Annotated in this window: 19 protein-coding genes, 2 pseudogenes and 1 riboswitch; of the genes and pseudogenes, 13 read left to right on the top strand and 8 right to left on the bottom strand. The window is 66.7% G+C overall.

Annotated elements, in window-relative coordinates; all coding sequences use genetic code 11:
* Positions 1–262: 262 nt before the first annotated feature.
* From ACLIVD_RS38345 to ACLIVD_RS38335, 3 genes are read left to right on the top strand one after another with little or no spacing between them, the layout of a single operon-like run.
* Positions 263–475: a hypothetical protein gene (locus ACLIVD_RS38345; protein WP_491933199.1), complete on the top strand. Its 213-nt coding sequence runs from the start codon at positions 263–265 to the stop codon at positions 473–475.
* A complete protein-coding gene (gene gvpJ, locus ACLIVD_RS38340) occupies positions 472–837 on the top strand; it encodes a gas vesicle protein GvpJ (protein WP_491933197.1) in 366 nt (121 codons plus the stop codon). The genes ACLIVD_RS38345 and gvpJ overlap by 4 nt, the downstream gene beginning before the upstream one ends.
* Positions 834–1658: a GvpL/GvpF family gas vesicle protein gene (locus ACLIVD_RS38335; protein ID WP_491933196.1), complete on the top strand. Its 825-nt coding sequence runs from the start codon at positions 834–836 to the stop codon at positions 1656–1658. The genes gvpJ and ACLIVD_RS38335 overlap by 4 nt, the downstream gene beginning before the upstream one ends.
* A gap of 294 nt (positions 1659–1952) precedes the next feature.
* Here the strand turns inward: ACLIVD_RS38335 and ACLIVD_RS38330 are convergent, their stop codons facing one another.
* Positions 1953–2405: a TetR/AcrR family transcriptional regulator gene (locus ACLIVD_RS38330; RefSeq protein WP_491933195.1), complete on the bottom strand. Its 453-nt coding sequence runs from the start codon at positions 2403–2405 to the stop codon at positions 1953–1955.
* Positions 2406–2692: 287 nt separating this feature from the next.
* Entirely contained in the window at positions 2693–3352 is a 660-nt protein-coding gene (locus ACLIVD_RS38325; protein ID WP_491933194.1) for a pyridoxamine 5'-phosphate oxidase family protein, read from the bottom strand.
* Positions 3353–3504: 152 nt separating this feature from the next.
* On the opposite strand from ACLIVD_RS38325, the gene ACLIVD_RS38320 reads away from it, so the two are divergent.
* From ACLIVD_RS38320 to ACLIVD_RS38310, 3 genes are all read left to right on the top strand, one after another.
* Entirely contained in the window at positions 3505–3663 is a 159-nt protein-coding gene (locus ACLIVD_RS38320) for a hypothetical protein (protein ID WP_166680860.1), read from the top strand.
* Between the two features lie 608 nt (positions 3664–4271).
* Positions 4272–4485, top strand: a riboswitch (cyclic di-AMP (ydaO/yuaA leader).
* A gap of 8 nt (positions 4486–4493) precedes the next feature.
* Positions 4494–5075, top strand: coding sequence for a transglycosylase family protein (locus tag ACLIVD_RS38315; RefSeq protein WP_491933192.1), 582 nt, complete (start codon positions 4494–4496; stop codon positions 5073–5075).
* Positions 5076–5161: 86 nt separating this feature from the next.
* Positions 5162–5350: a hypothetical protein gene (locus ACLIVD_RS38310; protein WP_491933191.1), complete on the top strand. Its 189-nt coding sequence runs from the start codon at positions 5162–5164 to the stop codon at positions 5348–5350.
* Positions 5351–5617: 267 nt separating this feature from the next.
* On the opposite strand, the gene ACLIVD_RS38305 is transcribed toward ACLIVD_RS38310, so the two are convergent.
* From ACLIVD_RS38305 to ACLIVD_RS38295, 3 genes are all read right to left on the bottom strand, one after another.
* A complete protein-coding gene (locus ACLIVD_RS38305) occupies positions 5618–5797 on the bottom strand; it encodes a YegP family protein (RefSeq protein ID WP_005572760.1) in 180 nt (59 codons plus the stop codon).
* Between the two features lie 340 nt (positions 5798–6137).
* Positions 6138–6764 (bottom strand): hypothetical protein, encoded by a 627-nt coding sequence (locus tag ACLIVD_RS38300; RefSeq protein ID WP_491933190.1) that lies wholly within the window; start codon positions 6762–6764, stop codon positions 6138–6140.
* A 631-nt stretch (positions 6765–7395) separates the two neighbouring features.
* Positions 7396–7785: a GNAT family N-acetyltransferase gene (locus ACLIVD_RS38295; RefSeq protein WP_491933188.1), complete on the bottom strand. Its 390-nt coding sequence runs from the start codon at positions 7783–7785 to the stop codon at positions 7396–7398.
* Positions 7786–8200: 415 nt separating this feature from the next.
* Between ACLIVD_RS38295 and ACLIVD_RS38290 the strand changes: the two genes are divergently transcribed.
* From ACLIVD_RS38290 to ACLIVD_RS38280, 3 genes are all read left to right on the top strand, one after another.
* The gene (locus tag ACLIVD_RS38290; RefSeq protein ID WP_491933187.1) at positions 8201–8410 is read left to right on the top strand and encodes a hypothetical protein; all 210 of its coding nucleotides are present in this window, start codon (positions 8201–8203) and stop codon (positions 8408–8410) included.
* A 251-nt stretch (positions 8411–8661) separates the two neighbouring features.
* Positions 8662–9072, top strand: a complete 411-nt coding sequence (locus tag ACLIVD_RS38285) for a hypothetical protein (RefSeq protein WP_491933185.1) — start codon at positions 8662–8664, stop codon at positions 9070–9072.
* Between the two features lie 945 nt (positions 9073–10017).
* Positions 10018–10203, top strand: a complete 186-nt coding sequence (locus tag ACLIVD_RS38280; RefSeq protein WP_491933183.1) for a hypothetical protein — start codon at positions 10018–10020, stop codon at positions 10201–10203.
* Between the two features lie 462 nt (positions 10204–10665).
* Here the strand turns inward: ACLIVD_RS38280 and ACLIVD_RS38275 are convergent.
* Positions 10666–11626, bottom strand: a pseudogene (locus ACLIVD_RS38275) (ATP-dependent DNA ligase).
* Positions 11627–11806: 180 nt separating this feature from the next.
* Between ACLIVD_RS38275 and ACLIVD_RS38270 the strand changes: the two are divergent.
* Positions 11807–12115, top strand: coding sequence for a hypothetical protein (locus ACLIVD_RS38270; protein ID WP_491933182.1), 309 nt, complete (start codon positions 11807–11809; stop codon positions 12113–12115).
* A 191-nt stretch (positions 12116–12306) separates the two neighbouring features.
* Here ACLIVD_RS38270 and istB read toward each other — a convergent pair whose 3' ends face one another.
* The gene (gene istB / locus ACLIVD_RS38265; RefSeq protein WP_029537648.1) at positions 12307–13080 is read right to left on the bottom strand and encodes an IS21-like element helper ATPase IstB; all 774 of its coding nucleotides are present in this window, start codon (positions 13078–13080) and stop codon (positions 12307–12309) included.
* Positions 13081–14295: 1215 nt separating this feature from the next.
* Between istB and ACLIVD_RS38260 the strand changes: the two genes are divergently transcribed.
* Genes ACLIVD_RS38260 through ACLIVD_RS38250 form a run of 3 tightly spaced genes read left to right on the top strand, consistent with a single transcriptional unit; the run spans position 14296 to position 18055 of the window.
* Entirely contained in the window at positions 14296–15537 is a 1242-nt protein-coding gene (locus tag ACLIVD_RS38260; protein WP_167121235.1) for a tyrosine-type recombinase/integrase, read from the top strand.
* Entirely contained in the window at positions 15534–16439 is a 906-nt protein-coding gene (locus tag ACLIVD_RS38255; RefSeq protein WP_491933181.1) for a hypothetical protein, read from the top strand. The genes ACLIVD_RS38260 and ACLIVD_RS38255 overlap by 4 nt, the downstream gene beginning before the upstream one ends.
* Entirely contained in the window at positions 16391–18055 is a 1665-nt protein-coding gene (locus tag ACLIVD_RS38250; protein ID WP_491933180.1) for a tyrosine-type recombinase/integrase, read from the top strand. The genes ACLIVD_RS38255 and ACLIVD_RS38250 overlap by 49 nt, the downstream gene beginning before the upstream one ends.
* Positions 18056–18102: 47 nt before the next feature.
* On the opposite strand, the pseudogene ACLIVD_RS38245 reads toward ACLIVD_RS38250, so the two are convergent.
* A pseudogene (locus tag ACLIVD_RS38245) lies at positions 18103–18462 on the bottom strand (IS21 family transposase); the annotation flags it as partial.
* Between the last annotated feature and the right edge of the window lie 190 nt (positions 18463–18652).

Genomic DNA, 18652 nt, shown 5'->3' with positions numbered 1-18652 from the left:
GCCGCGGGCTCCCTGTGTTCGGGCGGCGGCGCGGCCGGACCGTATCTGGGGAGCGACCGGTCGGCCCGTTTCGGCCCTCGATCGCACGTGCCGAATTTCCCAGTCACTTCAGGCTTTTGACCGATTGAAGGTTCGTCGTTGGGGGTAGTCCGGTTCGGGGTGGTTCGCACCGGCGCGTGCTGATCTCGGGTACGCGGGGCGGCCCGCTCCTGGGTGCCCGGCGTCGACCGATGATCGCCGATCCGGGTGAAGGGAGTCGACGATGATGACCCGATTGCAGGTCGCTGCAGCGGAGAAGGCACCTCCGCCGGACGACCGCTACGAAGACGACGAAGACGAGGGCGACGAGACGGCTGAGCAGGTCGAGGAACGGCCGGCGCGGCGACCGCCCCGCAGGCGCAGTGACGCGCCGCCCCGCAAGCGGAGCGTCCCGGCGAAAACCTCCGGGAGCCAGAAGCGCGGAGTCCAGCGATGACCACCGCAGGAGGCCCGAGTTCGAGCAGCCTGGCCGACGTCATCGACACCATCCTGGACAAGGGCCTGGTCATCGACGCCTACGTGCGGGTCTCGCTGGTCGGCATCGAACTGCTCACCATCGACGCACGCATCGTCGTTGCCAGCGTCGACACCTACCTGCGGTTCGCCGAGGCGGCGAACCGGCTCGCGATCGGCAGCGAACCGAAAGGCCTGTCCGACCTCCTCTCCGACGTCAAGGGCAGCGGCAGCACGAAGTCCAAGACCAAGGGTGTCCTCGAGGGCGTGGGGGAGACGCTCGGTGAGCTACTCGGAGGATCCTCGAGCGAACACGAACCGGCACCCCGACGTAGGCACAAATGACCTCCCCGGAGGACACCGACACCGACACCGACGCCGACGACAACAACGACAACAACGACAACAACGAGGGTGCTCCGATGGCCGTGATCTACGTGTACGGCATCGTGCCGGCCGACGTGCAACCCGAAGAGGACGCCACCGGCATCCACGACGCCCCGATCGAGATCGTCACCCACGGCGACATCGCGGCGTTGGTCAGCGAGATCGACCCGGACCAACGACTCGGCACCCCCGCGGACCTGCAGGCTCACGCCCGCATCCTCGACGGCACCTCGCACGTCGCGCCGGTGCTGCCGCTGCGGTTCGGTGCCGTCGTGTCCGACCGCGACGCGGTGGTCAACGAACTGCTCGCCGAACACGAGGACGAGTTCTTCTCCGCTCTCGAGGAACTGGAGGGCTGCGCCCAGTACCTGGTCAGGGGCCGCTACGTCGAGGAGGCCATCATCCGGGAGATCGTCGACGAGAGCCCGGAGGCTTCCTCCCTGCTCGAGGCGATCCGCGACCAGCCCGAGGAGTTGACCCGGGATGACCGGATGGCGTTGGGGGAGATGATCGGCCACGCCCTCGAGGCCAAGCGGGAGACGGACACCGGCACCACTCTCGACGTGCTGTCACCGCTGACCGACACCGTCACCGTCCGCGAACCCACCCACGACGAGGACGCGGTCCAGATCGCGGTCCTGCTTGAGGTGGACCGGCAAGGCGAACTTGAGCAGACGGTCGGAGACCTCGCCGCGCGCTGGGACGACCGGGTCACCATGCGCCTCGTCGGCCCGATGGCACCCTACGACTTCGTGGTGGCACCGAAGCCGGAGGACTGACCGAGGGGTCTGCTGTCAGTCCTCGTCCCGCTGCCCCTCCAGCAGGTGAAGGGGGTGATCTCGCTGGTTCGAGCAGGAGATGCTTCCATCCACGCCTGCCTCAGATGCCTGATCCCCTCGGGTCAGGACGAGTCGCGTTGCACCCGTGGGTTCCGTCGCTCTCGCACTGCCCTCTTCGACAGTGCCGGGGGATGACCAGGATGAATGAGACGGGCACCTGCGGGCATCAACCGCTTGTGATGAAGCGATCTCGTGCGCCCCGCGAGGGCAGGCCGCCGACCCCGCGGGGCCAAGTCAGGACGCGGTCGGCTCCATGCCCGGCGGGGAGGCCGTGGAGGATGTGCGCCGGGCGGCGAACTGCCGGAAATACGTCTCGGCGGCCGGGTCGGTGAGGGTCGGCAGCAGCAGTGTCCATCCGGTGGTGACCCGGTGCGTGGGGCTGTCGAGGGCGCCGGTCGCCGTGGCGAGCACCCGGGCCCCAAAGGCCATCTCCACCAGGACTTCGGCGAGCTCGTCCGGGTCGATGCCGGCGCGCAGATCCCCCTCTTCGCCGGCCCGAAGGGCGAGGTTTCGGCAGTGCAGCGTCCAGGTCTCGAAGATTCTCGGCGCCGCATGGTCGCCGCGGTAGTCGCCGATCTCGAAAAGCAGCCGGAACGCGGCCCGAACCAGTGGATCGTCGCGGCCGTAGTCGGCGAGGACATAGGAGAGATCGATGAGGGCTTCCAATGCACGGGAATGTGTGGTCATCCGCTGTGCGCAGGCCTGCTCGAATCTTCGGAAGCCCTCGTCGATCACTGCGCGGGCAAGGTGCTCCTTCGTGGGGAAATGGAAAACAGGCCGCCTTTGGTGGTGTAGGACTTCCCGGAGATCGCATTCAACGTCGCGTGCACATACCCGTGGCCGTCGAATTCTTCCGCCGCCCGCTGCAGTAGCGCGCTTCGGGTCAGTTGTGCCCGTCTCTGGGTCACGAGACCGGCTCTTCTCGCGTGCCCCCGTCGGTCAGCGGCGGCCGGCGACCGTGACGCTCAGCCACGTCAGAAACACCTCGACGGCAAGGCCGGAGTCGATTCGGGCGGTGCGGTCGCCGCCGCTCTGTCGTAGCGCCGGGTGTCTTTCGCGTCGAAGTAGTCACCGCCCTTGCGTTTCGCGTCGTCGGTTCCCCAGTCCCGGTGGTGCGGAACGGGCTCCATGCGGGGAATGTGTTTGCGGCAGTGAATGTATGCCTCTTCGACCTCCACCATCACCCACCGCTGCGGGATTCGTCCCGGCGCGCAGTCGCCCGGTAGATCCGGGAGTTCGGAGCGCAGCACCGCGTCCTCGACGATCCGCGCCGCGCCGTTGATGTGCAGCCCGATCAGATCGTGGACGAAGTCGACGAGCACGAGTCCGACGTGCGGGTTCTCGGCGATGTTGCCGAGACTGGCCATCACCCCGTTGCCTCGGTACTCGGGGTAGGCGAGGGTTTTGGGGTCGATCACGTGCAGGAATCCGGGTGCGCCGGCGCGCAGGCTGTTGTCACATTCGCCGGCCGCGTCCGCGGTGGCGACGAACGCGATCTCCTGGCGGCCGACGAAGTCGATCATGGCCGGAGTGAGATGGTCGAGCACCTGTTCGGCGTAGAACCGGATGGCACGCTCGACGGTGCCGTATCGATGCTGGAGGTCTCGTTCTCCGGCGCTACCGAGCTGCCTCATCTGTCTCTCCATTACGGTTCGGCATCATTGGCTGGTTCACCCTACGGGACACACGCGGGTGCGTCGCGCCGCGCAACAACACCGTGGGAGGGCTGCGACGCGGGAGATCCCGGGGCAGGCATCGGTCGGTGACCTGGGCGTACCGTGAATGGATGAAGACCAAATCCCCTCGAGACGAGCTTGCCCGCCGGCTGGCCGAGCGGGACGAGTTAGTGGTGGAAGTCCTCGAACTCGAGGGCCGGCTGGAGAGGGCCAAACGCCGCCTCGACGAGGTATCCGCCGAGATCGACTCGTCCGGGCACATCGAGTAGCACTTCTCCGGGGCGTGCAGCACGACTGATGTGGGAGTGTGTACCGGCCACGCGCTCATGCTGGAGCGGACCGACGAGTTCAGCGCTCTCGTCCTGGGTTTCCTGCGGGAGCGCGGCTGCCCTGAGGTGGCCCGCAGGGCCGGGACCGGTCAACGGCCGGCCCGGGAGTTTCGCACGCCCTGCGCCCAATCCCCTCCATCGCAACCGCCTTCCTCCTCAGCTGATCGATGTCGCCCCTCCACTGTCTGCCGCGCCATCGCCGCGCCGAAGACGCACAATGCCCACCGATCGGACCTGAGTGTCATCCACTCATCCCACCCATCCCCATCTCCGCTCAGGGCACGGCCAAGGACATCGTCGACGCACCCCGGTGCCGTGAGCTTACTCACATAACGGCCCGGTAACGGAAGGGCTACGGCTCGGCGATACGCGCGTCTTGTCGCCACTAGCTGGGCACGGTCTCTGCGCGCCCAATGAGGCCCCGCAACAGGCGAAGACACTCCGCGTTATCAAATGGTGACATTGCGGCCTGGGCCCGTTACGGTCGTCACCGGCCGAGGAAACATCGGCCACATCCGGCCCGCCGCGCCAAACCTCGTCCCGCGGGTACCGGAGTCCCGACGAAGCATTCCAGGGACGAGGACGGGGGACCCAAAGTCCTCCAGGGAACGCAAGTTCTCAGACGGACACCGGCCCGAATGTGCCTCGCACACTCGGATCTTGGGGTGAAGCCAGACCCTCTCCAGCCAGGAGAGGCGAGGCCGGGCGACCTCTCAGCCCGAACCCGACAGCTGACCTCGCAGGCGCGTGTGGAGAGGATCTCGACCACTATGAGCGGACGCCATCGCAAGCCCACCACCACCGGCCGCACCGTCGCCAAGGTCGCCGTCACCGGCGCCATCATGGGCGTCGCCGGAGCAGCCTTCTCGGGCACCGCGAACGCGGCACCTGACTCCGACTGGGACCGCCTCGCGCAGTGCGAGTCCGGCGGAAACTGGGGAATCAACACCGGAAATGGCTTCCAGGGTGGACTCCAGTTCTCCCCGAGCACCTGGAACGCACACGGTGGCACCCAGTACGCGGCCACCGCCAACCAGGCCTCGCGTGAAGAGCAGATCGTCGTCGCCGAGAAGGTTCTCGACTCCCAGGGCTGGGGCGCATGGCCGTCCTGCTCCTCGAGCCTCGGCCTGAGCAGCGCACCCACCCAGCGCACCGCCCCCGCAACCGTGCCCGAGGCCCCCGCGGCGCCGGCCCTGCCCGACCTCACGGGCGGCGTCCCCAGCACCAGCGGCACCTCGCAGTATGCCGGTGTCGTCGACACCGCGATCGAGGCCGTCAAGGCTCAGGGCATCGCGATCGATCCCCAGATCCTGCAGCTCATCGACGCGAACAAGGTACTGCTCCCGCAGTAATCCCCCGCAATTCACAGAAGAGGGGCCCTGCACCGATCCGGTGCAGGGCCCCTCTTCTGTCTTCGGTCAGCGGTCAGCGGTGAGGCATGGTGCTGATCAAGGCGGTGTCCTTCTCATTGGCGTTGCTTGACAACGGAACCGTGGTACCCATCGCGCACGACGTCAAGGTCCTGCCGCAGCGCCAGGACCTCAACTTCTACGAGAACCACCTGACAACGCTGCCCGAAAACGGCATCGGCGGAGCCTTTTACGGTGAATGTTCGTATCCGGATTGAGCAAGTCGATAACCGCGGTGTTTAGCACCCCACGTTGGGCGGCAACTGCGTGTTCGGTCTGGTCGCTGACGCGCACACCGTCAAGTGGCCGGAGGTGAAAGCGGTGTGTGGTCGGCCCACGCGGGGGATGGAGCAGCAGCCGCATTTCGATCCCACCGAATGGCCGCTACCGAAATGGCGGGCCAAGGGTTGCTGGGTCTGCGCCGCCCGAACCGAATAGCCTGCCGCCGGAGCGTTCCTTCCAGCGCAAGGCATGCGTCCTCCAGGTCAGGTTAGGTCCGCGGTTGGAGCCGTTGCCGCATTGGCTTTGATTGAATCGATCCCGTTTTGAGCCGCCGCCTTCGAGGTGTAGCCCTGGCTGGCCGCGATGATCTCGCCGTTAGCCGCCTTCAGGTGAAACCGGAACTGGCCGGCGGTGTCCTTGAACAGCTCGAACTTCGCAGTCATCGCTCCTCCTCTGGATGAGTCCCCGGCGGACGCGGACCATGCTCACGGTAAGCCGATCGAACACGCATCGACAACGAAATACACGATTCCCCCACGGAGGTCAGCTACCAGGCATGGCCATTGAGTGCCCGGAAATGATGCATCTGATGAAATACGGAGCGGTCTAGTTGGCATAATACAAATTATCGGCTTTATGAAAATGCTTGTTTGCCAGCCTATTTGGTAGATGGCGCTGCCGAAATGGTCGTGATCGCTGCGGGGTGCCGCATCAAGGATCAGCCCTTCGCGAAGAAGGTCTGCGCTTCTATCGATTCTCTCGGTACGAATGCGCCCGCGCCCGTCACGATGGATCGTCGGGAACCGCCCACAGGCGGAGCTGGACCGTCGGCCCGTGTCGGGGATCAGTGCCCGGAGCCCGGCGGCGTCTTCGCGGAGTGTCTTCTGCAGGTGGGGTCGGACCTTCGGCGACGTCTGGCGGTAGTGGGCAGCCTTGGCGTACGAGGTCGGCGGTGTTCTCGATGAGCCGCGCCGCTCGCATGAGGAGCGACTCGGGCACCCAGACGGCGGGGAGGTCCCCGTCGTGGTCTCTGGCCAGGACGCCGAGCGTGGAGATCAGTGCCATCGCCGTTGCCGGCTCGTCGGGATCTTTGTCGCCGCCGCCGAGGGCGGTGACTTCGACGAGGGCGGCGATCGTCGCACCGAGGGTGGCCAGAGGCATGGCGGTGGTGCGGGGCAGGGCCAGTAGGTCGGCGCCGGGCGCCTCATCTTTGATGATCAGGGCCAGGTCGCGGGCGAGGGTGCGCAGTGTGTCGTGGTCGAAGTACTGGCGGGCGGAGCGTTCGGTGATGTGCATCTGCTCCGCTACGGCAGCTACTCGTTCGGTGAGCAGGACCTCGAGTTGGTCGGTGGGGACGGTCAGCCCGATGCGTGCCAGCTCTCCACCCAGGGCGGCCGCCGTCGTACTCATCCACGATGATCGTCGCGGCATCGAGGCCTCCTGATCTGAGCGTTCAACCACCTGGTCTGTCTACCAGCCCCCGCGCACGGCGAACGATGGTCGTGTCGCAGCATACGGATAGCCTGCCGCCGGGCCACTGATGGTGATCGCCGGGTTGCCGTGCCATCTGGAGGTTTCCGGTATGGCCATGGCCAAAACGGACCCTGGTGACCGCAGAACGGCGCTCAGCAAAACTTCCGGTATTGCTATGGGGGTGTGCCAGGATTTATCTGGGTAAATACTCGGCCCGAGCCCGAACACAAGGTTCGGGCGGTCGCCATTCAGGCGGCATGTTCGAGTTCGCCGTCCAGCTCGCCGCCGACCACCGTGGACCATCCGCTGGCGCAGTTTGTCGAGGGGCCCTGCGCGAAGACACCGGAACCGGTGCCGCTGCTGGCCAACGCTCGCTGCGGAGAGCTGGTCGTGCCGGTAAACCGCACAAAGGCAGATGGTCCGACTATGCGGTTGGCCATCGCGATCATTCCCTCGGAAACACAGCCACCCACCAAGGAACCAATCGTGGGGGCCGGATCGGTCATCTGATGCAGTGGCGCTCAGCCCGCTTCGCCTCCTCGGCCGGGCTGAGTGGGGGCGAGCTCGTCTACGCGGGCTCGAGGTCGCGCTCGAACTCGATTTCATCCCGAAGCGGGATCTGGTAGTAGCCCACGTCGGGGATGTCCGGCTTCAGGTTCCGTCTCGCCTGGTCCACTGCGCCGCATCGAACGGCCGACAGGCGGAAGCCGCGCCGCTGGTAGAACTGCATCGAGTCGAGGTTGTCATTCGTCGTGACCAACCACAGTCGCGAACAACCTTGTGCACGGGCGACTTCGGCGATGCGTTCGATGAGTGCCGTGCCGACGCCGCCCCATTGGCCGGATGCGCGCATGTTCACGATTTCGCAGTTCGTGCCGTCGATGTCGTAGATCAGCACCCCGACCGTCTCGTCGTCGGTCGATGCGATCAGGGCCGGGCGGTCGCGTGCGTCGACCAACTCGCCGCGCCGGGCGATCTGGGTGGTGTGTTGCGCCTGGAGGAATGACGTCAGGCGTGGCTCTCCTGCGGGTACCTCATAGATGTCGACCATCGTCCCTATTTTCCTCGCCTCACCGAGGCTGGACCAGGGGTGGATCTGTCGGGTTGGGTCACGATCACATGCCGCCCGTTGAACTGTCCGGTGATGTCGAGGAGGCGTCTGCGGCCAGGAAGTGCACACGACCTGTGCGACCTCCCCGGGCCGTCCCCACACGGCACGGGGATCTGTGCGGTGATCCCCGGGGCGGAGGACCTTCGCGGGGACGGCCGTTGACGCTGCGCAAGAGGCGGCCGCCGAAGCTCAGCTCGCACAGACCCGCGCCGAAACGCAGACCGCGGCAGCGCACACATCCGCGCAGGAAGCTCGCGCGGACGTGGACCGTCTTCGTAGCGAACTCGCTGACCTGCGCACCGAGGCCCGCACGGACCGCGAACAAGCGCGCGCCGATCATGCCGCACAACTGGCCGAGGTCCGGCAATCAGCCTCCGAACGCGCAGATGCTCTAACCACCGCGCTGCGCGCCGCCGAGCAGACGATCGAGGAACTACGGCGGCAACCCGGCGGCCGCGGTGCCGCTACCTAGCTCGTCCCCGGGGCACGTTGCCCTTCGGGGGTTTGTGCCTTCACACCCGCGGAGTGCTTGCCGCCATCGGAGTGCAGCTCCGGGGTACTCAACGGGGTGACCTGAACGGCTTCATCAATCGCTGACACCCCGAACACGGAAGCGTTCCATCTGCGGGTCAACGTCAACGACGGTGACGTCTTCGATGGGGTGATCGAATGAGCAACCCGGTGGGAGGCGGTGTTGCGGTTCCGGGCATACGATGGCCGCGTATGAGCACAGTCGGTAAATTCGTTCTCGGATTATTGCTCTTCAATGGCCTCTCGGCAGTCGGCGGGGGAATCGCACTGATGACCGGCACGATCCCGGAACAACCCTCATGGATTGAGCACACCGACTTCGACAGTCTCTACTTCCCCGGGGTGATTCTGCTGGCCGTTGTGGGAGGCAGTTCGTTGTTCGCCGCCTCGGCGATGATCAAACGAAGCGTGGGATGGCAGGCGGCTGGCATCCTCTCCGGGGTGATCATGGTGGTGTGGATCGTTGCGGAGATCGCCTCTATTCGCGGGTTTCACTTCCTGCAGGTGCTCTACCTCGTTACCGGAGCCGCAGTGATCTGGTGCACCCCACCGACCCCGCAACTGCGCAACAGCACCGCCGGTCGTGACGCCGAGAACCTCTGAACGACCCGAAGATCGCCGCGCGGCCGGCGAGCAGGATTCGAGCCTGCGACACAGTCGCCAACTCGGCGCATCTTCTGGTGACCGGTTCTCGAGGTGCGAGGATGGGCCATTCCTCGCGTTGCGCTTGTGAAGCGTGGTCCTCGCTGCTTCAGGAAAGCCGCCCACTCCCTGACCGCATCGACCTGTCCGATCCCACGTTGCGGTGCGGGCTGGCAGACCGGCTGGGCATACTGACGCGAACACTCGGGTCCGGAAGGTCACACACGTTGACAGATATTCGTTCGGCAGGCGGCAACACCGGCTCACGCCCGGCGCCGCCGGGCCGGCACGCCGTATTCGGGACCGGGATGTTCCTCCTCGCTGGTGTGCTGGTCCTCAATTCGCTTCTCGGACCACTCGGCCTCGGCCTAATCGACTATCCGATCTCGACCACCTTGCAGAACCAGCTGATCGGCCTCGAGATCGTCACCCTCGCTCTGGTTGCCCCGTTGAGCATTGCCGCCGCAGTGCTGGCGCTGCGCGGGCCACCGCGCCGCCGGCCCTATGGCATTCGGCCCGGCCGCCTACACCGCCTACATGTTCGCTCAGTACGTGCTCGGCCCCGAATACCGGCCTTCAATGCCGTGGTGTTGTTCGACCTCGGCGTCTTCGCGGCAGGGACAGTGCTCGCCGTGGGGGGCTGGACGATCACCGACACCCGTTCGCTGCCGGACACCACACCGGCCAAGCAACGTACCTACGGCGTGATCCTGCTCGCGCTGGGGCTTTCGTGGTGTCGCGATATCTCGGCCCTATCCTCGGCGGCACGATGCCCGCCGAATTCGCCGACGCGCGCACGTTCTTCTGGTCCATCGTGCTGCTCGACCTCGGTATCGTGCGGCCACCATCGTCTCGGCGGTCGCCCTCTTCCGCCGGACACCGTCCGCCCCCAAGGCGCTGTACGCGGTGCTCGGCTGGTTCGTGCTGGTTCCGCCGTCCGTGGTGTCCATGGCCGCGGTCATGGTGGCCCGTTCGGATCCGGCCGGCTCGGTCGGTCAGGTCGTCGTGCTGGGCGTCGTCGCAGTGGTGTTCCTCGTCTTCGCGGCGAATGTCTTCCGTCCCCTGCTCTCCCGACACCGCGTCGACGCGTGAACCGAGTCGGTCCTCGTCGAAAGTTCGTCGGGGTCATGCTGCCGCAGGGTGGGCCCGGTGTGATGGTCGAGCGAGGCGAGATACCGGGATCGACGAGGGTGTCCTCGACCGGGTGGCCGTCGTCGCGACCGAACCGCAGGCCCGCGCCCTGCTCGCACGGTGGTGCCGCGCCGAGCACGCCGCGGCCGGTGACGTGGTGACCGGTCGCCCGTGGGAGTGGCCGGGCCCCCGTCGGGATACCCACCACCTCGTCCGCTGTTGAAGAGGCTGACGGTGGCGCTCACGCCCCGGGTACCACACCAGAAAAGTCGCTGCGAGCGACCACTTGCCGAGAGGCGATATGTCGTCACTGTCACCCCGAACCGGGTAAGACCTACATTGCGTAGCGTTCCCGGAAAGGGATGAGGAGCCGCTGACGCCGGGGAAGGTGCCGGCGGCTTCCCTTTTCCCGGATACACTCCGTCACAGTGAATCCCGGGTGATCGAACCAGGATCCAGGTCTCCTCGTTGCCCGAGCTGGGATGCCTCAGCCCGCCCGAATTACTGGAGCCGTGGTACGCGATGTCCACGACGATCACCGGTTCGACCCAGCGCACGATCCCGTGCTCCTCCGCGGCCGCGGCCTCTGTTTCGAGTGGGCTGGTGCGGCGTTCGAGGGTGGCCAGCTTCTCCTTCAGCTGGCGGCGCACGGCCATCGAAAATCCGGTTCCGACATTGCCCACGTAGCGAATGACGCCCTGGTCATCGTAGGCGCCGAGGACGAGAGAACCGACCATGTGGCGCTGTACACCGCCTCCAGGGATCCAGCCGATCACCAGGGCAGAGCTTCTGGTGCGCAACAACACCTTCCGCCACGACCGGGCGCGCTTGCCGGGCTGGTACGTCGACGACACTTTCTTAAAAGCGCACCTTCCATCGACGCATTTTGCGCGGCCTCCAGAATGACAGCGCTCTCCACGCCCACCCAGTGCGGGAGGACCTGAAGGGGCAGGCCGGCGCCGTGCAACTCGTGGCCGAGGTCGGTGAGAGCGGCGCGGCGCTCCAGGTACGGGGCCGCGATCAGATTTCCACCGTCGAGCCGGAGAACGTCGAACGGAAGGTATGTCACCGGCACCTGCCGCCGCACGGCCGTGGACGGGCGCAGGGTATTCATCCGCTTCTGCAAACGCGCGAACGACGGCCGACCCTGGACGAGGGCCACGACCTCGCCGTCGAGCACGATGCGGCCGCGACCGCCGAACACGTCGGTCAACGCCTCGGCCACCTCCGGGTACGAGGAGGTGACCACGTTGAGGTTGCGGGTCCACAACCCCGGTGGCTCATCGCCGCCGACCGCAACCAAGAGACGGCAGCCGTCGTACTTCATTTCCGCGGCCCAGGCACCGTCCATTTGCTCCGGTGGTTCACCCGGGGTGGCCAACATCGGCGCGATCAGCCCGCATGGGCCGATTGTGCGCCCATTTGCGCAGCTCGGGCGACCTTTACGATTCCGGACCCCGAGAATGCGGCTCGTTCATCTCCACCCGCCGGCCTGCTCGACCACCGCCGGCATGACACCCTGTCCCATGAGAATCGCCGAACGTCGGAAGGACCCGCGCCACCCATGACCACCTGGACCCTCTGGCTCGGCGCCCTGCTGGTCGTCGGCGGCTCGGCAGCCCTGCTCAAAGACCAGGCAGTGGCGGCCCGCGCACTCTGGGTGCTCGCCGTGCTCGCCTTCGCGGCCGCGGCTGTCGGGGCGGTGACCGCGTCCGAGGTCTCGCTCCCTTGCTGCTGGCCGTCGTTATCGCGATCGTTGCAACCGGGGCCCTGGTCGCAGTCACCGTTCCCTCGAAGAACCCTCGCGAGAGGGTTAGCGCCGACGGATGCTCACGGCAACCACCACAACAGACCCATGCTGTCCAGCCAGTAGATCCACTGATAGATGTCCGGGTGGATGAAGTAGTTCCAGTCCATTACTTATTCACCTTTGCCAGGAGTTCTGTCAACGGACACGAGGAAGTCCGGGCGGGCGGACATGAGATCTCCGGATCTGTGGACGTCAAAGTTCCGGATGTGCGGTCGTTGAAGACCGGTGGCGGCCGGTGCCGTTGGTCCGCGTCGTTAGTCGAGTGGGTGCACGCCCTTGCCGGCGAGGGCGTCGGCGAGGCGGTGTGAATCGCCCTTGGTCACGATGACGTGGGCGTGGTGCAGGAGCCGATCGACAGTAGCGGTGGCCAGGGTCTTCGGCATGATCGTGTCGAATCCCGAGGGGTGGATGTTCGACGTCACGGCGACCGAGCGGCGCTCGTATGCGGCGTCGACGATGCGGTAGAACGCCTCGGCGGCGTCCTGCCCGGCGGGCAGCATGCCGATGTCATCGACCACCACGAGATCGCAGGAGCAGACTTTCGCCACCGTCCGGGCGACGGATCCGTCGGCCTTCGCCTTGTTCACCGTTTGGGTGAGGGTTTCGAGGGTGAACCACAGCACCCGCAGGTCGGCCTCGATCGCCGCGTGCGCGAGCGCTTCGACGAAATGACTCTTCCCCGTCCCGGATGCTCCGGACACGGCCAGGTTCTCCCGGCGGTGCACCCATTCGAGCGTGGTGAGCGCGTTCTGGGTGGCCTCGGGAATCGAGGACTCCTCCGGGCGCCACGACGAGAACGTCTTGCCGGTCGGGAATTTCGCGTTCTTGCGGCGCATCCGCCGGGTGGCGGCGTCCCGGCCGACGACTTCCTCCTGCAGCAGCACCCGCACCACCTCGGCCGGGTCCCAGCGTTGGGCCCGGGCGGTCGCGAGCACGTCGGGGGCGGCCTTGCGCAGATACGGCAGCCTCATGCGGGTGCAGATCTTGGCCAGCTCGTCCGGGAGGGGCGGCGCCGAATTGCTGTTCATGCGCCCACCCGGCCCCATCCGGCGGTGCCGGGCCCACGTGGTGTGGGTTTCGTCGACCACAACCACAGGTCCGGGCTGGACGGCGGCGGCAAGGTGGTCAAGGATCGAGGCGAGATCCCCGTCGCCGAACCGGCCCGCCACCGCGGCCACGGCCAATGCCTGATCGACCCGTCCGGCGCCGAGGACATGGGCGAATTCGACTGCCCTGGCCATCTTGTGGCGGATCCGGACGACCCCTCCGGCGGCGGCCTCGGTCAGCCAGCGGTGTGCACCCTCGCCGAGGGCGAGGAAGTCGATCTCGGCCGCGGTGCGCGGGCGGGGTTTGGGCAGGCGCAGCACCGATCCGTCATCGGGGTGATGCGGGTAATGCGCGGCGACGATTCTTGGGTTCCCCGGGGTGGACAGTCGGTGGCGGGCGATCTCCGCGACACCGCCTCCGGTGCGGGCGACGATCACCAATTCGTCGCCGGTGACCCGGCACCACACCTTCGTCCCTTGGTGCCCGTCCGGGGTCGAGTACCGCACGTTGCCCCAGCTGACGGTCTGGTCGAAGCCGACGAGGCGCTCCTCACCGAGGGCAAGCAGATGCGGATCCTCGGGCAGCACGTGCAGCCGGCCGTGTTCGGTGGCCAACCGCTCGGCCGGGGCGGCCCCGACGGCGCGATGCGGGCGGGCGTTGACCTTCTCGCACCACCGCTCACATGCGTCGACGAGCTCGGCGAAACTCGGGTATTCCTCGAGCAGGTTCGCCTCGGTCGGCACCAGATCGGCCTTCGCGATCTTGACCGTATGCTCGGCGCCGCCCTTCGATTCCGGGTCGAACGGTTCACACGTGTGCACGACGCAGCCGTAATGCTTTCCTGCGGAGACGATGTCGGGGTGGCGGACGGGGACGCCGGCGATCCGGTCCATCGTGACGGTTCGGGGATTGTCGGTCAGCAGATACGTCGGTGCCCCACCGATCCGGCGCAGCGTGGTGTCCAGGCAGGCGATCAACGTCGGGAGCTGCTGGTCCCACGCCGGCACCACCACCCGAAACCTCGACCACGACAACCATGCGCAGAACAGTTGGGTTCGCCGGCCACCGACCCGCGGGCCCTCGCCCCAATCGAACTGCAGCCACATCCCCGGCTCCGGTGTGTTGACTGAACTACCGGAGTGTGGGTTCGTGTTCTTCGAGCTGGTCGCTGTGAGGCCCGGCTATGTTGCCTGACCATGTCTGAATCACGAGATGGAAATCGGAATCTGGAGTCGTTGAGGGTCGAGCTGGTCGGGTCGTTGGTGTCCACCGGCGATCCGTGGGAGCCGTTTCGGTTGGTCGATGCTTGTGGTGAGCCGGTGGGCGCGGTGACGGCGTATCTGGCCGAACTGCAGGCGGCGGGCCGGTCGACGGCAACGCAGCGTTCCTACGGGATGGACCTGCTTCGGTGGTTCCGTTTCCTGTCGGCAGTGGAGGTCGCGTGGCAGGAGGCGACGAGGGCCGAGGCGCGAGACTTCTCCCGATGGATTCAGATGAGCACCAAACCCGTTCGGCCGCATTGGCGTTCCTCCGACAAACCTGCACCGGCGGCGACACCGACGCTTAACCCGGTGACCGGCAAAAGCTCGCCGGGTCGCACCTACGCCGTCGCGACCGTGGCGCACTCCGAAACGGTGCTGCGCGGCTTCTACGCGTTCCACGTGGAGGCCGGTACCGGGCCGTTGGCGAATCCGTTTCCGCTGGCCCGGTCCGGTCGCCCGAATGCGCATCACAACCAGATGGACCCGTTTCAGCGGCAGCGCGCCGGTCTGTATCGGCCCCGGCAGGTCAAGCGGATCCCTCGGCAGATTCCTGACGCGCTGTTCAATGAGTTGTTCGCTCGCTTGTCGTGTGACCGGGACCGGGCGTTGGTCGCGTTTTGGGTATCCACCGGCGTTCGAGCGTCGGAACTGCTGGGAGTGCTGCATGGCGGCGTCGATCCTGGCGGGCAGTTGATCACAGTGGTGCGCAAGGGGTCACGGGCGATGCAACAGGTCCCCGCGTCGCCGGACGCGTTCGTGTGGTTGCGGCTCTACCAGCAGCAGACACACGGCGTGGTGCCCGCCGGACCGGATGACCCGGTGTGGTGGACGCTGAGACGGCCGTATCGTGCGTTGAACTACCACGCCGCCCGGGCGATGTTCGGCCGTGCGAACGCGCTGCTGGGGTCGAATTGGTCGCTCCACGACCTGCGTCACACCGCGGCCTACCGGCTGGCCCGCGACCCGAAGATGCCGATCACCGACGTGCAGTGGGTGCTTGGCCACTCGTCGCTGACCACAACTCAGATCTACGTCAATCCGACTCCCGAAGACGTCGTCGAGGCGGTGCTGGCCCACCACCGACGACGAACCGAGCCGCTACCCGCACCCGAGCAACCGCTGCTGAGATATCGGCAGGACAGCCTGGACGTGCTGTTCGGGCGGGGGACGTCATGACGACGGCAACCGTTTCCAGCGCCGGGAACATGAGAACATGGCAGCTCAGCCGGGAAGCGGAGGTGCTGCGTGAGAAATTTCCGCCCCGGCCGGCGCCGACCTCGTGGACGGCAACCCGGCAGAGCCGCGACACCGTCGAAGCCCGACTGGCGGGCGGACCATTTCGGGCCGAGGACTCGAACGCCCGCTACCACCGCAAGAAGTCGCTGCAGACGGTGCTGGACTGGCTTGAGCTGTATCCGGGCTCGTCGTGGCAGCAGCGGTGGAACGCCACCGGCGCCGGGATCGACGGTCACCGGGACTGGCGCGTCAAGCTGCTCGCCGACCTGGACGAGGCGGGGCTGCTCGGCGAGCAGCCCCGCTCGGTCCACAGGCTGTTGGGTATGGGGCTGATCCAGCTCATCGGTGGCGACTACGTGCGCCCGTCGCTGGGCTGGCTGATGGCCACGTCCTCGCCGCTGCGCATCGCCAACGAGATGGCCAAAGTCCGCGATCGTCATGGCCTCGCGCAGCTGCGGGCGGTCCGCACGTCGAGCACGGTGGGCGATGCGACGATGGTCCCGGCCATCGAGCGGGTGGCGCTGATGATGGCCGCCAAGGGCGGCACGGTCGCCGACGTCACCCCCGGCGACTGCATCGAATTGATGCAGACCAGCCGAGAGGTGTTCCCCGGACCCAACCGCTCCGGTCGGCACAGCCCGCTCTTCTACCAGCTGCTGCATTCGATCGGGGCCTTCCCCGCGGATGCGCCGCCAACGGTGCGCATGTTCAGCGCCTTTTCGTCGGCAGGCTGTCGGTCGAGCAGCTTGTCGACCGCTACGACCTGGCCTGTCGCCCGGTGCGTGAGCTGTTGGTGGACTACTTGCGCGAACGGCAACCCGCCGTCGACTACAGCACGTTGACCAACCTGGCCACCACGCTGACCCTGTGGTTCTGGAAGGACCTGGAACGACACCACCCGGGAATCGACTCGCTGCAGCTGACCCCCGAGGTCGCCGCCGGGTGGAAACAACGAATCCGCACCCGCACGGTGCGGTCGAGAAACGAACACGGCGATGTCATCGAGACGACGGTCGAACGCGACTCCGCGGCCGACATCCTGATCACCGTGCGCTGCTTCTACCTCGACCTGGCGCAATGGGCCGTCGACGACCCAGCCCGCTGGGGACCGTGGGCGGTGCCGTGCCCGATCCGGGCCGCCGACGTGCAGCACCGGAAGATGACTTCTCGCCGCAAGTCCCGCATGGACCAGCGCACCAGGGAACGCCTGCCCGCACTGCCCGCGCTGGCCACTGTCGTCGAACGAGAACGAAAGGCAGCCGCGGCCCGCCTCGAGGCAGCCCGGACGGTCGAGCCTGGCGAGCAATTCACCGTGGAGGGCCTCACACTGCGGCGCGCACGCCTGAAACGGCACTCGCCCCGCACCTGGGCCGAAGAACCCGACACCGGTCGACGACGTGACCTGAACCGTGAAGAGGACAACGCCTTCTGGGCGTGGGCCGCCATCGAAGTCCTGCGGATGACCGGCATCCGGGTCGAGGAGCTCACCGAGCTGACCCACCCAAGCCTGGTCCAATACCGAACACCTCACACCGGGGAACTCATTCCGCTACTACAGATTCCGCCGTCGAAGACCGATCAGGAACGCCTGCTGGTGATCTCACCGGAACTGGCCGATGTGCTGTCGGCGGTCGTCTGTCGCGTCCGCGGCAGCGACGGCAGTGTCCCTCTGGTGGTCGCCTACGACCACCACGAGAAGGTTTGGAACCCACCGATGCCGCTGCTATTCCAACGCGCCATTGGCCTCGAGACCCGGCCGATCCCCATCGGCGGTGTCCGCGACCTGATCAGCGGCGCCCTGGCCCGCTCCGGGCTCACCGATACGGCGGGCCGACCGTTGGACTTCGCGCCCCACGACTTCCGCCGCCTGTTCACCACCGACGCAGTGATGAACGGGATGCCGCCCCACATTGCACAGCTGATACTCGGCCACCGCGACATCAACACCACCATGGGCTACAAGGCCGTCTATCCCGAGGAAGCTATCGATGGACACCGCGCCTTCATCGCCCGTCGCCGAGCCCTGCGGCCCAGCGAGGAATACCGCAGACCCACCGACGCCGAATGGGAGGAGTTCCTTGGCCACTTCGAGCGGCGACGACTGGCGCTGGGCGACTGCGGCCGCGCATACGGCACCGGCTGCATTCACGAGCACAGTTGCGTTCGATGTCCACTGCTGAGGGTCGATCCAGCCCAACGACACCGCCTGGTCGACATCCGCGACAACCTCATCACCCGCATCGCGGAAGCCGAGCACAAAGGCTGGGTCGGGGAAGCCGAAGGACTCCGGGTCAGCCTCGCCGCGACTAGGGAAAAACTCGCCGAGATCGGCACCGCCATCGCCAGAGGCAACGCCACAGTCGCACTCGGTATCCCCGGCTTCCGCGAACTCGCCGGCCGCACCGCGACAACCCCACACCACCCGACCACTCCCACCAGCCAGGAACATGACCAATAGTCGCCACCCACAGCAGGAACGGCGCCTGGCCGTTAGTTCAGAGAAGGGATCCAGGGCCGATACTTTCGGCGGTGCCCGGCCCGGTAGGTCGCCTTGAGCTCGGCGACCGCGCGGCGGGTGGTGCGGTCGGTGCCATCGAAGCCCATCGCGGTGAGCTTGTCGTGCACCACGTCCGCCCGGATCCGGCCCTGTGAGGCCTCCACCAGCTCCTCGATCTTCCCGAGGAACGGGTCGATCGAGCGTGCGCGACGCGCACGCTCGGCCGGGTCGCGGCCGGCGTCGCGGAGCTCGACATACCGGGCCACCGTCTTCTCGTCACACCCGACCAGCTGCGCCGCCGAATGCGCACACTGGGTCAGGTCGTAGGCTTCCAAGATCTCCATCACTTCCCTGGCACACTTGGTCATGGGGTTCCTTCGGTCGGTTGGTTTGCGCGGCAAACCAAGCCAACTCGGGCGAAGGAACCCCGTCCGGTATTTACGCCAGCGTGTCAATCAGCTGTTTCGCGGCCGCCGACCCGGAATTCTCGTGTCCACTGATCCGGAGAAACCGTGTCCGCCCAACCGGAGCGAACTGACCGCCTACAAGGAGTCTGAC

The sequence above is a fragment of the Rhodococcus sp. G6(2025) genome, assembly GCF_058628105.1.
Note: the sequence above shows the minus strand (reverse complement) of the source record. Positions and strands in the feature narration are given on the sequence as shown.

Bases quoted from the DNA above. Each gene is read 5' to 3' on its own strand.
- ACLIVD_RS38300 (WP_491933190.1), bottom strand. From the start codon at position 6,764: ATGAGTACGACGGCGGCCGCCCTGGGTGGAGAGCTGGCACGCATCGGG.
- ACLIVD_RS38310 (WP_491933191.1), top strand. From the start codon at position 5,162: ATGGTGCTGATCAAGGCGGTGTCCTTCTCATTGGCGTTGCTTGACAAC.
- ACLIVD_RS38315 (WP_491933192.1), top strand. From the start codon at position 4,494: ATGAGCGGACGCCATCGCAAGCCCACCACCACCGGCCGCACCGTCGCC.
- ACLIVD_RS38320 (WP_166680860.1), top strand. From the start codon at position 3,505: ATGAAGACCAAATCCCCTCGAGACGAGCTTGCCCGCCGGCTGGCCGAG.
- gvpJ (WP_491933197.1), top strand. From the start codon at position 472: ATGACCACCGCAGGAGGCCCGAGTTCGAGCAGCCTGGCCGACGTCATC.
- ACLIVD_RS38285 (WP_491933185.1), top strand. From the start codon at position 8,662: ATGAGCACAGTCGGTAAATTCGTTCTCGGATTATTGCTCTTCAATGGC.
- ACLIVD_RS38325 (WP_491933194.1), bottom strand. From the start codon at position 3,352: ATGAGGCAGCTCGGTAGCGCCGGAGAACGAGACCTCCAGCATCGATAC.
- istB (WP_029537648.1), bottom strand. From the start codon at position 13,080: ATGAACAGCAATTCGGCGCCGCCCCTCCCGGACGAGCTGGCCAAGATC.
- ACLIVD_RS38255 (WP_491933181.1), top strand. From the start codon at position 15,534: ATGACGACGGCAACCGTTTCCAGCGCCGGGAACATGAGAACATGGCAG.
- ACLIVD_RS38335 (WP_491933196.1), top strand. From the start codon at position 834: ATGACCTCCCCGGAGGACACCGACACCGACACCGACGCCGACGACAAC.
- ACLIVD_RS38270 (WP_491933182.1), top strand. From the start codon at position 11,807: ATGACCACCTGGACCCTCTGGCTCGGCGCCCTGCTGGTCGTCGGCGGC.
- ACLIVD_RS38260 (WP_167121235.1), top strand. From the start codon at position 14,296: ATGTCTGAATCACGAGATGGAAATCGGAATCTGGAGTCGTTGAGGGTC.
- ACLIVD_RS38330 (WP_491933195.1), bottom strand. From the start codon at position 2,405: ATGACCACACATTCCCGTGCATTGGAAGCCCTCATCGATCTCTCCTAT.
- ACLIVD_RS38305 (WP_005572760.1), bottom strand. From the start codon at position 5,797: ATGACTGCGAAGTTCGAGCTGTTCAAGGACACCGCCGGCCAGTTCCGG.
- ACLIVD_RS38345 (WP_491933199.1), top strand. From the start codon at position 263: ATGATGACCCGATTGCAGGTCGCTGCAGCGGAGAAGGCACCTCCGCCG.